This is a genomic window from Curvibacter sp. GW821-FHT01G03 (genome assembly GCF_059422285.1).
The window spans coordinates 91,903-105,415 of sequence record NZ_JBWKWP010000015.1 but is presented as its reverse complement, the minus strand read 5'-3'; the positions used below and the strand labels follow the sequence as shown (position 1 = coordinate 105,415).

Genomic DNA, 13,513 nt, shown 5'->3' with positions numbered 1-13,513 from the left:
GGCACAGGTGATTGAGCTGCGGCACCTGCGCTACTTCATCGCTGTAGCCGAGGACCTGAGCTTCCGGCGCGCCGCCGAGCGCATCCACATTGATCAAAGCCCGCTGTCGCGCGCTATCCGGGATCTTGAGGAGGAACTGGGCGTCCCGTTGTTCGTCCGCCTACCGCGCAGTCTCAAGGTCACACCGGCTGGAATGAAGCTGCTGAAGGAATGTCGCAAGCTCCTGGTCCGGCTGGAGCGGGTCAAGCGAACGGTGCGCCACACCCATGCCTTGTACCAAGCGCCGCTGAGCATTGGCGTCGCCGATGGCATCGCGCAGCCCAGATTGTCCGAATGCCTCAACCGCTGGCGTCTAGTTGCGCCCGAGGTGCCTCTTGAGATTTCGGAAATGCGTGCACGCGAACTGGCGGACGCGCTCAGGAGCGAGGAAATTGATGCGGGTTTCTCCTTCGGCGTACCGGATTACGAAGCCATCGCACAGACACCTGCGTGGCGCCATCACGTCGTGGCGCTGTTGCCCCGCGGCCATGAGCTTGCAGCGCAAGCTGCGATTCCTCTATCAGAGCTGCTTGCGTTTCCACTACTGTCCTGCAACGAGGAGCGTCTGCCCGGTCTCTTTGTGCAGATGCGAACGATCGTGCGCAAGTACACCGAACAGGCCACGCTCACGGGTGCTGCCAGCACTCTGTCGGGCTATGTGACCCGTGTCGCGGCTGGTGCCGGCGTGGGTCTGACCGATGCTGGGCATACATGGGCGCTGCAGCGCGACGACGTTCTCGCCGTGCCGCTGGCAGAGGAAGAACACATCACCACTTTTGTGCTGCACAAGCACCAGCGCTTCGGCGTAGCCGAACCGCTGCAACGGTTCCTAACCCACGTCCGCACTTTGTCATGAAAGTTACCGACTGGGGCGATATCGCGCCGTTCATCGCCGATTCGGTCTTGGACGCGGGACCTCGATCGATGGATGCTCCTAGCCAGAAATGCTGGGTCATTTGCGTCTCCAGCATCTTGGAATCCAGCCAGCCCACTGCACTTTCTAGCGACATGCTCGCCAGCCTTCGCTGAGCTACGCCCGCGCGGGTGTACTGCACGGCACATTGATTCCAGACTCGTGCCATGCGCGCCATAAGGGCGCACATGCGCATGGCGCGATGGAGCGTCAAAGGGAGCATGGCACATGGCAGTTCGAACCGGAGTTGGCGAAGGCGGGACGTCGAACGTCCAGACGGGCATTCTGTTTGGTCAGATTGCTGCCGTCCTGAGCGTGGCTTTCGTGGGCGTATGGGGCGCCACGCAGTGGACCGCGCACGCACTCGGCTATCAGCCACGGCTGGGCCCTGCGTGGGTGGACATGGCGGGGCTTCCGGTCTATGAGCCCTGGAAGCTGTTCGAGTGGTGGTACTGGTATGACGCCTACGCCCCGGATGTCTTCCTGCGGGGCGGCGCTCTTGCCGCAGCCAGCGGCCTGCTCGCCACCGGCGTGGCCATTGCCATGGCGGTGTGGCGCTCCCGGCTGGCGCGGCGCGTGACCACGTATGGCTCCGCGCGTTGGGCAGAGGGTGATGAGATCCGCAAGGCCGGTTTGACCGGACCGGCCGGTGTCTTCCTTGGCCGCAAGGACGATAACTACCTGCGGCATGCCGGTCCCGAGCACGTAATGGCATTCGCGCCAACGCGCTCGGGCAAGGGGGTGGGCCTGGTGGTTCCTACGCTGTTGTCCTGGCCCGGCTCGGCCGTGATCCACGACATCAAGGGTGAGAACTGGATGCTCACGGCCGGCTGGCGCGTGCGCTTCTCGCACTGCCTGCTGTTCAACCCCACCGATGCGAAGTCGGCCGCATACAACCCGCTACTTGAAGTGCGTAAAGGCATGCACGAAGTGCGCGATGTGCAGAACATCGCCGATATCCTGGTGGACCCCGAAGGCGCGCTGGAGCGGCGCAATCACTGGGAGAAGACCAGCCACGCGCTGCTGGTCGGTGCCATCCTGCATGTGCTCTATGCCGGCGAGGACAAGACTCTGCGCGGCGTCGCCAACTTTCTGTCCGATCCGGCGTGCCCCTTCGAGGTGACGCTGCACCGCATGATGACCACGCGGCATCTTGGTGGAGAGGTCCACCCGGTGGTGGCTTCAGCCGCACGCGAAGTGCTCAACAAGAGCGACAACGAGCGCTCGGGCGTGCTGTCCACCGCCATGAGCTTCCTCGGCCTGTATCGCGATCCCACGGTGGCCGAAGTCACCTCACATTGCGACTGGCGCATCGCCGATCTGATTTCGGCCAAGCATCCCGTATCGCTGTACCTGGTGGTGCCACCCTCGGACATCAGCCGCACCAAGCCGCTGATCCGCCTGATCCTCAACCAGATCGGCCGGCGTCTCACGGAGTCGCTGGACGGTTCCGACGGTATTGCTCGCAAGCACAAGTTGCTGCTGATGCTCGACGAGTTTCCCGCTCTTGGGCGCTTGGACTTCTTCGAATCGGCGCTGGCGTTCATGGCGGGCTACGGCCTGCGTGCCTTCCTGATCGCTCAGTCGCTCAACCAGATCGACAAGGCCTACGGCCAGAACCATTCGATTCTGGACAACTGCCACGTGCGCATTGCGTTCGCCACGAACGATGAGCGAACCGCCAAGCGCATTTCCGACGCGCTGGGCATGGCCACAGAGCTGCGCGCGCAGCGCAACTACGCGGGCCACCGGCTCGCGCCGTGGCTCGGGCACCTGATGGTCTCGCGCCAGGAGACGGCACGGCCGCTGCTGACGCCGGGCGAGGTCATGCAACTGCCACCCGACGATGCCGTGGTGATGGTGTCGGGCCATGCGCCGATCCGCGCGCGCAAGATCCGCTATTACCTTGACCGCAACTTCACGGTGCGCGTGAAGCCAGCGCCATTGCTCACCGTGGCTGGCCACTACGCCGACGCCCCGGCGCCGCGCGCCGACGACTGGAGCGGCCTGGCGCCGCTGGCGGCGCCCATCCTCGGCATGGCCCTTGCCGGCCAGGCCGGCTCCGTCGATGACGGCGGCCGCCAGCAGCAGCCTGAGCTTGGTGAGGTTACCTATTCGCCGCAGGCCGAGCCCGCCGCCGACGATCTCGGCTTGCTCGATGACGACGACTCGCCGCTTCCGATGCCGACGCAACTCGACCCGCGCCTGCAGCGCGCTGCGCGGCTGGCCGCGCTCGACCCTGACGACGGGATTGCCCTATGAGCCGCGCTCGCCTGAACATCTTCCTCGAACGCGACCACGCGCGTCGGCTCGACGAGCTGGCAGCGATGAAGGGTCTGTCCAAATCCTCGATCATCGCCGCCGCGCTGTCCTCGTTCCTCTCGCCCGACAGTGGTGATCAGCGGGAGGCCGCCATCGCCAAGCGGCTGGACCGCCTCTCGCGCCAGGTCGACAAGCTCGAACGCGATCAGAACATCCTGATCGAGACGGTGGCGCTGTACGTGCGCTACTTCCTTACCGTCAGCACGCCGGTTCCCGAGGCACATCAGGAGGCGGCGCGCGCCCAAGGCCGCGCCCGCTTCGAGCAGTTCATCGAACAGCTCGGCCGCCATCTGCTGCGCGGGCGCAGTCTGGTCAAGGATGTGTACGAGGAGATCCAGCCCGAGGACAGCCAATTCTTCGGATTGGGTGATCCCGTGGGGAACACCACTGGAGACGATCGGCCGGCGACCCCGGCCGGTAGCAAATCGGAAGTGGCTTCATGACCGGAGCGCCGCGCGAGCCGAACAAACCCGTCGCGCCGGCATCACTGGCGCTGGACCGTCGCATCCGCATGCTGCGCACGGCGATGGGGCCAGAAATCACGCAGGCGCTGGCCGACCCCGATGTGGTCGAAGTGCTGCTCAACCCGGACGGTTCGCTGTGGCTGGACCGTCTGAGCACCGGCCGTGCGCCGATGGGCGTTACCCTTTCGCCCGCCGATGGGGAGCGCATCATCCGCCTGATTGCGGCACACGTGCGCGCCGAGGTTCATGCGGACAAGCCGCTCCTGACTGCCGAGCTGCCCGAGACCGGCGAGCGCTTCGAGGGTGCGCTTCCGCCGGTCACACCAGGCCCTGTCTTCGCGCTGCGCAAGCGCGCCGTCGCGCTGATCCGCCTGGAAGACTACGTGGCCGACGGCATCCTCACCGCCGACCAGGCCTCATTCCTGCGTCTTGCCGTACGCGACCGCCAGAACATCCTGATCGCTGGTGGTGCCAGCACGGGCAAGACCACTCTCGCCAATGCCCTGCTTGACGAGATCGCCGCCACTGGTGACCGCGTGATCGTGCTGGAAGACACCATGGAGTTGCAGTGCACGGCGGATGACCACGTGCCGTTGCGCACACGGCCAGGCGTGGTCAGCATGACCGAACTCGTGCGCTCCACGCTGCGCCTGCGGCCCGACCGCATCGTTGTTGGCGAGGTGCGGGGTCCCGAGGCGCTGGACCTGCTCAAGGCCTGGGGCACGGGCCACCCGGGTGGCATCGCCACCGTGCATGCGGGCTCCGCGATGGGCGCGCTCACGCGCCTGGAGCAACTGGTGCAGGAGGTTTCGGTGAACGTGCCGCGCGCGCTGATCGCCGAGACCATCAACGTCATTGTCTTTATCGCCGGGCGCGGCCGTAAGCGCCGCATCGAGGCCATCGCACGCGTCGTCGGCCTCGACGCGCACGGCTATCAGCTCAGCCACGAACTGGCGTCCACGCCACTGCCATCGCTTCCTTCATCGCCGTCACTTCCAGGAGAACCGTCATGACGACTTCGCGCATTTTCGTAAATCCGTCTCTGCACACCGGGCGCTTGCGTTTGGCGCTGCAGATCCTGCTGCTGGCCGCGGTGCTGTTGGCTTTCGCACTGCCCGCGCACGCGGCGGGCTCCAACATGCCCTGGGAGGCGCCGCTGCAGTCCATCCTCGAATCCATTCAGGGCCCTGTGGCGCGCATCGTCGCCGTGATCATCATCATCGCCACTGGTCTGACGCTCGCGTTCGGCGATACCAGCGGGGGCTTTCGCAAGCTGGTGCAGATCGTCTTCGGGCTGTCCATCGCGTTCGCCGCATCGAGCTTCTTTCTTTCGTTCTTCTCGTTCGCTGGTGGGGCGGTGCTGGTATGAGCAACAGCACCGTCGCTGGCTCTGTGCTGGGCTTTGAAGTGCCGCTGCACCGGTCGCTGACCGAGCCCATCCTGATGGGCGGCGCACCGCGCACGGTCGCCATCACCAACGGCACGCTGGCCGCCGCAGTCGGCCTGGGCCTGCAGTTGTGGGTTCCCGGCCTCGTGCTCTGGGTCGCGGGGCACTCGCTCGCGGTCTGGGGCGCGCGCGTGGATGCGCAGTTCATGCAGGTTTTCGCGAGGCACATCAAGCACCGTGTGCTGCTGGACGTGTGAGGCTTGTCATGGAGAACACCCCATGTTGAACCTTGCCGAATACCGCCGGCGACCGGCGCTGCTGTCCGACTGGCTGCCTTGGGCCGGGCTGGTTGCGCCCGGTGTTGTGCTGAACAAGGACGGTGCGTTCCAGCGCACGGCGCGGTTCCGTGGACCGGACCTGGACAGTGCGACGCAAGGCGAACTGATCGCCACCTCGGCGCGCTTGAACAATGCGCTGCGGCGCCTGGGCTCTGGCTGGGCGCTGTTCGTGGAGGCCGGACGCCGGGAGGCGGGTGACTACCCGCAGTCTGTGTTTCCTGAACCGTTGTCCTGGCTGGTCGACGAAGAGCGGCGAGCGGCCTTTGCGGAGGACGCGAGCCACTTCGAGAGCCGCTACCACCTCACCCTGGTCTACCTGCCGCCGGAAGAGGGCAGGGCACGCGCGGCCAAGCTGCTCTACGAGAACGGCAAGACCGAGGGCGTGGATTGGCGCGAGCGACTCGAAGCCTTTGTGTCGGAGTCGGTGCGTTTTTTGGACCTGCTCGAAGGCGTGATGCCGGAGATCGGTTGGCTGGACGATGCGCAGACGCTGACCTACCTCCACGATTGCGTGTCCACGCGCCGGCATCCGGTGGCTGTGCCTGAGGTACCGATGCACCTGGATGCGCTGCTGGCCGATGAGCCGCTGGTGGGTGGACTGGCGCCGATGCTGGGGGCATTGCATCTGCGCACGCTGTCGGTGCGGGGCTTTCCGACCTCCACCTGGCCGGGCGTGCTGGACGACCTGAATCGGCTGGGCTTTGCCTACCGCTGGAGCACGCGCTTCCTGTGCCTGGACAAGTCCGAAGCAGAGAAGGAGCTGACCCGCCTGCGCCGCCAGTGGTTCGCCAAGCGCAAGAACATCGTGGCACTGCTGCGCGAGACGATTTTTCAGCAGGAGAGTCCGCTGGTGGATTCGGACGCGTCCAACAAGGCCGCGGATGCCGACGCGGCGCTGCAGGCCTTGGGCAGTGACCAGGTGGCGTTTGGCTATGTCACCGCGACGGTGACCGTGCTGGATGCCGATGCGACCGCCGCCGACGAGAAGCTGCGCGCGGTGGAGCGGACCATCCAGGGCCGTGGCTTCGTCACCATTCCCGAGACCCTGAATGCGGTAGAGGCATGGCTGTCGTCAATCCCGGGGAATGCCTATGCCAATGTGCGCCAGCCCATCGTCTCCACCCTGAACCTGGCGCACATGATGCCGGTGTCGGCGGTCTGGGCCGGCCAGGAGCGCAACAAGCACCTGGGCGGGCCGCCCCTGATCGTCACGCGCACGGACGGTGCCACGCCGTTCCGGCTGGTCACGCACATCGGAGACGTGGGCCACACCCTGGTGGTCGGCCCCACGGGCATGGGCAAGTCGGTGCTGCTGGCCACCCTGGCGCTGCAGTTCCGGCGCTACCCGAACTCGCGCATCCTCGCCTTCGACATGGGACGCTCGATGCGGGCTACCGTGCTCGGGCTGGGCGGCGAACACTATGACTTGGGGCTGGATGGCGAGATCGCTTTTCAGCCGCTGGCGCGCATCGATCAGGAAGGTTATCGCGCCTGGGCGTCGGAGTGGGTCGAGGGGCGGTTGATCCACGAGGGAGTGTCTGTGGGCCCGGCCGAGAAGGATGCAGTCTGGTCTGCGCTCAACAGCCTGGCCAGCGCACCGGTGGAGCAGCGCACGTTGACGGGCCTGTCTGTGCTGCTGCAATCGAACGCGCTGCGCCAAGCCCTGCAGCCCTATGTGCTGGGCGGTGCCCACGGCAAGCTGCTCGATGCGGACGTAGACCGGCTGGGATCTTCCTCGGTCCAGTGCTTCGAGATGGAAGAGCTCATGCACAGCAAGGCCGCGACACTGGCCGTGCTGTCCTATCTGTTCGCGCGCTTTGACGAGCGCTTTGATGGCGCGCCGACGCTGCTGATCCTCGACGAGGCCTGGCTCTTCTTGGACGACCCGGTGTTTGCCGCGCGCATCCGCCAGTGGCTAAAGACGCTGCGCAAGAAGAACGTGTCGGTCATTTTTGCGACGCAGTCGCTGGCGGACATCCAAGGTTCCAGCATTGCGCCGGCCATCGTGGAGAGCTGCGCGAGCCGGATCTTTCTGCCCAACCCGCAGGCGACCGAGCCGCAGATCCGGGTTATCTACGAAGGCTTCGGCCTCAACGGCCGGCAGATCGACATCGTCGCGCAGGCCACGCCCAAGCGCGACTACTACTACCAGTCCCGGCTGGGTAACCGGGTGTTTGACCTGGGGCTCGGGCCCGTGGCGCTGGCGTTTGCAGGGGCGTCCTCGCAGGAGCACCAGCGCGACATCGATGCGGTGGCCTTGGGGGCTCCCCAGGACTTTGCAGCCGCCTGGCTGCGCCATCGCGGCCTTGACTGGGCTGCGGATCTCATCCCTTCGTTTCCACCATTTCCCTCGCTTCCCGCGATCTCAACCCACTGAAGGAGGTTTTCCATGAACTGCAAGATGAAGTTTCAACTGCTGCGTGTGACGCTGGTTGCCGCGGCGGCGCTGGCCCTCGGCGCGGCGGTGCCTGCGCAGGCCCAGATGTTTGGGGGCCGCATCGTGTTCGATCCCTCGAACTTCTCCCAGAACATCCTGACGGCGGCGCGGACGCTGGAGCAGATCAACAACCAGATCCGGCAGCTGCAGAACGATGCACTGAACCTGGCCAAGCTGGATTCCAGCGCGCTGGGCGAGTTGCGGGCGGCCTTGGCCGCGACCAACCAGCTGATACGCCAGGCCCAGGGGCTGGCGTTCAACGTGCAGCAGATGGAAGGCGAGTTCCGGCGGCTGTATCCGCAGGCCTACACCGCGGCGATCTCGGGCGACCAGATGGCGCTGGATGCGCGCCAGCGCTGGCAGAACTCGCTGGAGGCGTTGCGTACCGCCACCCAGGTGCAGTCCCAGGCGGTGCAGAACTTCGCGAGCGACGAGCGCACGCTCACGGACCTGGTCAACCGCAGCCAGTCGGCCGTGGGTGCCTTGCAGGCCATGCAGGCGACGAACCAGCTGCTGGCCCTGCAGTCGCGCCAGTCCATGCAGGCGCAGCAGCTGCAGATCACCCAGGACCGGGCTGTGGCGCTGGAGCAAGCACGCCAGGTGGCGGTGCAAGAGCGGGCACGCGAGGTGCGGCGCCGCTTCCAGGGTGAGGGCACGCCATACACGGCGGCGCCGGTCAGCTTCTACGGTCAATGAGGAGATGGCCATGAAGTCCAAGTACGTTCTGATCATGTCCGTCGCGCTGCTGGTGGCTGGCTGCGACAAAACTCCTGCCATCGAGACCGTCGAATCGCTGGTGGTCAACCCCGAGCGGCTCCGGGAACTGCGCGCGCAGTGCAAGGCAGACCATGTCAAGGTGGGTGATGCGCAGTGCAACGCGGTGGCCGAGGCCACGCGCCAGCGCTTCGTGAGTGGCGGGACAGCACACATACCGGCTGCGCGCCCACCCGCATCGTCGCCCGCGAGCGCGGCGTCCAGCGACCTCCCCACGGATTGAGCGCCATGAACGACGTGGCGGTCATCGACCGCTTCCTCGACGTGTTCTCGCGGTACATCGATTCGGGGTTTGGGCTTCTCGGTGGCGAGGTGCGGTTCTTGAGCGCCACGCTGATCGTGATCGATGTGACGCTGGCCGGGTTGTTCTGGGCCATGGGCCATGCCTCGGGGCAGGGCGACGATGTGATCGCGCGGCTGATCAAGAAGGTGCTGTATGTGGGGGCGTTTGCTTTCATCATCGGCAACTTCAACCGGCTGGCGGGCATTCTGTTTCAGTCGTTTGCGGGGCTGGGGTTGACCGCCTCGGGATCCGGAATGACCCAGGCGCAGTTTCTGCGGCCGGGGCAACTGGCCAAGGTGGGCATCGATGCGGGCCGGCCGATCATGGCGCAGATCAGCGAGCTGACGGGGTTCCCGGAGGTGTTCGCGAACCTGGACGTGATCACCGTGCTGTTCTTGGCGTGGCTGGTCCTGATCGTGAGCTTCTTCGTGCTGGCGGTGCAGCTGTTCGTGACGCTTATTGAGTTCAAGCTGACCACGCTGGCGGGCTTCGTGCTCGTGCCGTTCGCGCTGTGGAACAAGACGGCCTTCCTGGCGGAGAAGGTGCTGGGCAACGTGATCTCCTCGGGCATCAAGGTGTTGGTGCTGGCCGTTATCGTGGGGATTGGCTCGGGGCTGTTTGCGGAGTTCAGGACGCCAGCGGGAGCAGAGCCTTCCATCGACCATGCGCTGGTGATCATGCTGGCGGCGCTGGCCATGCTGGGGCTGGGGATCTTTGGGCCGGGGATTGCGACGGGGCTGGTCTCAGGGGCCCCGCAGCTTGGTGCCGGCGCGGCGGTGGGCACAGCCATCGGCGCGACTGGCCTGGCTGTGGCTGGCGGCGCTGCCGTGGCCGGTGCGGGCTCGGCCGTGGCTGCAGGGGCACGCATGGCACCTGGCGCCACCAAGGCGGCCATTGGTGGCGGTGCCTCGGCTGCGCGCGCTGCCGGTGCGCTGGCCCGCGGTGCGAAGTCGGCATACCAGGCGGGCGCTGCCGCTTCGGGCGGCAGCGGCGTACGGGCTGCTGGCGCTGGCATGAGAAACGTTGCCAAGACCGGAGCAACGGCTGCGGGTCAGCGCGTTGCCTCCGGTGCGAAGGCCGTCAAGGCCAGCGTTGCGGGCTTCGTCAGCGAAGCGGTAGCACCAACTGCCGCTGCGGCAACCGACACCGCATCCGAGGGAAATTCCTCTTCACCCACCACCGAACCTGCGTGGGCGCAGCGCATGCGGCGCCGGCAGCAGGCCACGCATGCCGCCACCACGGCGGCGCATGCGCTGCGCTCGGGCGACCACGGGGGCAGCGGCTCCGGTCCGAGCTTGCGCGATGACTCGAACTCTTGAGGAGAACCTCCATGCGATTCAAACGACCCCGGGTGCGGTACTCGGAAACGCCCGAGCCCGTCACCCCCTACCAGGCCGCAGGGCTGGTCTGGGACGAGCGTATCGGCAGTGCGCGTGTTCAAGCCAAGAACTGGCGGCTGATGGCCTTTGGTTCTCTGTCGCTGGCCTTGCTGATGGCGGGCGGCCTGGTCTGGCGCTCGGCGCAGTCCATCGTGACGCCCTATGTGATCGAGGTGGATCAGGCGGGGCAGGTGCGGGCGGTGGGCGAGGCGGCCACACCGTACCAGCCGGCGGATGCGCAGATTGCGTTTCACCTGGCGCGGTTCATCAGCAGCGTGCGCTCGCTGTCCATCGATCCGATCGTGGTGCGGCAGAGCTGGCTGGAAGCCTATGACTACACCACGGACAAGGGGGCTGCAGTCCTCAACGACTACGCGCGCACCAACGATCCGTTTTCTCGGATCGGGCAGCAGTCGGTGGCCGTGCAGGTCAACAGCGTGGTGCGGGCTAGCGACACCTCGTTTCAGGTGCGATGGACCGAGCGGCGATATGTCAATGGAGAAGCTGCCGGGCTGGACCGCTGGACGGCTGTGCTCTCCATCGTGTTGCAGGCGCCTCGCACCGAGGAACGTCTGCGCAAGAACCCCCTGGGTATCTACGTCAACGGACTGTCGTGGACCCGTGAACTGGAAACCTCCGAAGGAGTGAAGAAGCCATGAATGCACAAAGCCGTGTTTGCGTACTGCCGGCGATCCTGCTGGCCATCCTGGCTGCAGGTTGCGCGTCGCCGCGCAAGCCGCCAGAGATCTCGCTCGATGAGCCCAGGCAGGAGAGGGCCGCTCAGTTGTTGCCGGAGACGCCCAAGCCAGTGGAGGCGTTAGCGGTGCCGCAGCCGCTGGCATTGCCGGGGCAGTTGAAGCCTGTGGGGCGCGAGGCCGATGGGAAGCTAGCTCCCGAGCTTGCTGACGAGAAGGCCAGGGTGTCCAAGGCCAATGAGGAGGCGCGCATTGCTCCTTCGCGCGAGGGCTATGTCAATGCGATCCAGGTCTGGCCCTATGCCGACGGGGCGCTGTACCAGGTCTATGCGAGCCCGGGGCGTGTCACAGTCATCGCGCTGCAGCCCAGCGAGGAACTGGTGACGGTCTCGGCCGGGGACACGGTGCGCTGGATCGTGGGCGACACGGCCAGCGGTTCGGGCGCGGACCTGCGCGTGAACGTCCTCGTGAAGCCCACGCGGGTGGGGCTGAAGACGAATCTCGTCATCACGACGAACCGCCGGACCTATCTTCTGGAACTGTCTTCGACGCCGCAGGCCTGGATGGCATCGGTGTCCTGGGACTACCCCAAGGACCGCATGCTGGCGCTGCAGAAGCAGGCCCGCGAGGCGCAGGCTGGTGCGCCGGTGGAAACGGGCATGACGCTGGAGCAGATCCGCTTCCGCTACGCGGTCAGTGGCGATTCCCCGTCCTGGAAGCCGCTGCGCGCCTTCGACGATGGGGAGAAGGTCTATATCCAGTTCCCTGGGGGCATTGCGCAGGGCGAGCTGCCACCTTTGTTTGTGATCGGGCCGCAGGGGGATGGGCAGTTGGTGAACTACCGGTACCGGGCGCCGTATTACGTGGTGGACCGGCTGTTTGGCGCGGCCGAGTTGCGCCTGGGCGGGGACAAGGCCCAGGTGGTGCGGATCGAGCGCACGGACGGTGTGAGCTCGGCGCGGAGGAACTGACATGGGTACGAACGATATGCCGGAAGCACCGCGTGCGGCGGCGCCCAAGGCTGATCCGGAGGCCATGGCATTGCGCGCCTCGCCTCGGCCGGTGACGCGGCTCAATCGCCGCACGCTGATCGTGCTGGTAGGCGGGCTCAGTGCTGCGGTGTTGGGGGCCACGCTGTGGTCCTTGAGTCCGAGTCGGCGGGATCGTGGTGCCAATACCGAACTCTTCAACGTAGATCGCATTGCGCGCACCGAGGACCTGGAGCGGCTGCCGAAGGACTACTCGGGGTTGGTCAATGCAGTGCCGCCGGTGCTGGGACCGCCGCTTCCTGGGGATCTTGGACCGGCCATCGTGAAGTCGCAGCAGCCGATGGAGATGCGGGCGCCGGGAGTGGATTTGGATCAGGCCGAGGAGGCGGCGAAGTCATCGGTGTTCTTCCGGAGCAGCGGACATGGCGGGGGCACCAAGCCGGCGGGGGCGGAGGCTGCAGCGGGCAGTCAGGCGGTGGGCTCGGGGAACCAGGGTTTTGATCCGTTGGCCGGGGCGTCACCGCAGGCGGCTCCGGCCGATCTGACAGCAGTGCAGGACCGGCAGGATGCGAAGGAGGCGTTCCTGGTGAAGGCGGGGGAGGGTGGGACACGCAACCCTGGCAGCTTGCAGATGCCGACTTCACCTTACCAAGTGATGGCGGGGACGGTCATTCCCGCAGCGCTGGTGACGGGGATCAACTCGGATCTGCCTGGGCAGGTGATTGCCAACGTGACCGAGGCGGTCTATGACACGGCCACGGGCAAACACTTGCTGATCCCGCAGGGTTCGCGGCTGATGGGGCGGTATGACAGCCAAGTGGCATTCGGGCAGCGGCGGGTGTTGCTGGTGTGGACGCGGCTGATCCTACCGGACACCTCGTCGGTGGCGCTGGACCGGCTGCCGGGAATTGATCCTGCGGGGTATGCGGGGCTGGAGGATGGGGTGGATTGGCACTGGGACCGGATCCTGGCCGGGGCGGCGCTGTCGACCTTGCTGGGAGTGGGGGCGGAGTTGGCGGCGCCCGAGAGTCGTACCGATGGCAACCGCATCGTGATCGCGGCCCGGGAAGGGGCGCAGGATGCGGTGAACCAGGTGGGGCAGGAGATCACCAAGCGGAACATGAGCATTCAGCCGACGCTGACGATCCGGCCGGGGTTCCCGGTGCGGGTGATGGTGAGCAAGGATCTGGTGTTGCGGCCGTACCAACCGCTGTTCTATGACGGAAGCCGGAGAGGGGCAAGATGAGCAGTACGAGGAAATTGCGGCTGGGACCGTTACCCAAGACTGAAACCGTCAAGCTGACCTTCACCTGCACGGCCAGTCTCAAGACGGAGTTGGAGCGGTATGCGGTACTCCATGGGCAGACCTACGGTGGGGCGGTGGATGCCATGGCATTGGTTCCGTACATGCTGGAGGCGTTCATGGCGCAGGATAGGGGGTTCAGGAACGCGAGGAGGCAAGCTACCGAAAAGCGCTAAAATGCATGGAATTT

14 protein-coding genes are annotated in these 13,513 nt (G+C 66.0%); all 14 read left to right on the top strand.

Features of this window, described 5'->3' with window-relative positions; translation table 11 throughout:
- Positions 1-7 precede the first annotated feature (7 nt).
- The 14 genes from AC07VS_RS21115 to AC07VS_RS21050 all read left to right on the top strand — a co-directional run bounded on the left by AC07VS_RS21115 (position 8) and on the right by AC07VS_RS21050 (position 13,499).
- Positions 8-895, top strand: a complete 888-nt coding sequence (locus tag AC07VS_RS21115; RefSeq protein ID WP_494751879.1) for a LysR family transcriptional regulator — start codon at positions 8-10, stop codon at positions 893-895.
- A gap of 285 nt (positions 896-1,180) precedes the next feature.
- The gene (locus AC07VS_RS21110; RefSeq protein WP_494751878.1) at positions 1,181-3,214 is read left to right on the top strand and encodes a conjugal transfer protein TraG; all 2,034 of its coding nucleotides are present in this window, start codon (positions 1,181-1,183) and stop codon (positions 3,212-3,214) included.
- Positions 3,211-3,717 (top strand): CopG family transcriptional regulator, encoded by a 507-nt coding sequence (locus AC07VS_RS21105; protein ID WP_494751877.1) that lies wholly within the window; start codon positions 3,211-3,213, stop codon positions 3,715-3,717. Before AC07VS_RS21110 ends, AC07VS_RS21105 begins: the two co-directional genes overlap by 4 nt.
- On the top strand, positions 3,714-4,751 hold the full coding sequence (trbB, locus tag AC07VS_RS21100; protein ID WP_494751876.1) for a P-type conjugative transfer ATPase TrbB: 1,038 nt from the start codon (positions 3,714-3,716) through the stop codon (positions 4,749-4,751). The genes AC07VS_RS21105 and trbB overlap by 4 nt, the downstream gene beginning before the upstream one ends.
- On the top strand, positions 4,748-5,107 hold the full coding sequence (locus tag AC07VS_RS21095; protein WP_494751875.1) for a TrbC/VirB2 family type IV secretion system protein: 360 nt from the start codon (positions 4,748-4,750) through the stop codon (positions 5,105-5,107). The genes trbB and AC07VS_RS21095 overlap by 4 nt, the downstream gene beginning before the upstream one ends.
- Positions 5,104-5,382: a VirB3 family type IV secretion system protein gene (locus AC07VS_RS21090; RefSeq protein WP_494751874.1), complete on the top strand. Its 279-nt coding sequence runs from the start codon at positions 5,104-5,106 to the stop codon at positions 5,380-5,382. Before AC07VS_RS21095 ends, AC07VS_RS21090 begins: the two co-directional genes overlap by 4 nt.
- A 22-nt stretch (positions 5,383-5,404) precedes the next feature.
- Complete coding sequence (gene trbE / locus AC07VS_RS21085) at positions 5,405-7,840, top strand: conjugal transfer protein TrbE (protein WP_494751873.1); 2,436 nt, start codon at positions 5,405-5,407, stop codon at positions 7,838-7,840.
- Positions 7,841-7,864: 24 nt separating this feature from the next.
- Complete coding sequence (gene trbJ / locus AC07VS_RS21080) at positions 7,865-8,596, top strand: P-type conjugative transfer protein TrbJ (protein ID WP_494751924.1); 732 nt, start codon at positions 7,865-7,867, stop codon at positions 8,594-8,596.
- 10 nt (positions 8,597-8,606) lie between these two features.
- On the top strand, positions 8,607-8,897 hold the full coding sequence (locus tag AC07VS_RS21075) for an EexN family lipoprotein (RefSeq protein ID WP_494751872.1): 291 nt from the start codon (positions 8,607-8,609) through the stop codon (positions 8,895-8,897).
- A 5-nt stretch (positions 8,898-8,902) separates the two neighbouring features.
- The gene (gene trbL, locus AC07VS_RS21070) at positions 8,903-10,276 is read left to right on the top strand and encodes a P-type conjugative transfer protein TrbL (protein WP_494751871.1); all 1,374 of its coding nucleotides are present in this window, start codon (positions 8,903-8,905) and stop codon (positions 10,274-10,276) included.
- Between the two features lie 11 nt (positions 10,277-10,287).
- On the top strand, positions 10,288-10,995 hold the full coding sequence (trbF, locus tag AC07VS_RS21065) for a conjugal transfer protein TrbF (protein WP_494751870.1): 708 nt from the start codon (positions 10,288-10,290) through the stop codon (positions 10,993-10,995).
- Entirely contained in the window at positions 10,992-12,002 is a 1,011-nt protein-coding gene (gene trbG, locus AC07VS_RS21060) for a P-type conjugative transfer protein TrbG (protein WP_494751869.1), read from the top strand. Before trbF ends, trbG begins: the two co-directional genes overlap by 4 nt.
- Position 12,003: 1 nt before the next feature.
- Complete coding sequence (locus AC07VS_RS21055) at positions 12,004-13,266, top strand: TraB/TrbI/VirB10 family type IV secretion system protein (protein WP_494751868.1); 1,263 nt, start codon at positions 12,004-12,006, stop codon at positions 13,264-13,266.
- Positions 13,263-13,499: a DUF2274 domain-containing protein gene (locus AC07VS_RS21050; RefSeq protein WP_494751867.1), complete on the top strand. Its 237-nt coding sequence runs from the start codon at positions 13,263-13,265 to the stop codon at positions 13,497-13,499. Before AC07VS_RS21055 ends, AC07VS_RS21050 begins: the two co-directional genes overlap by 4 nt.
- Positions 13,500-13,513: the final 14 nt, after the last annotated feature.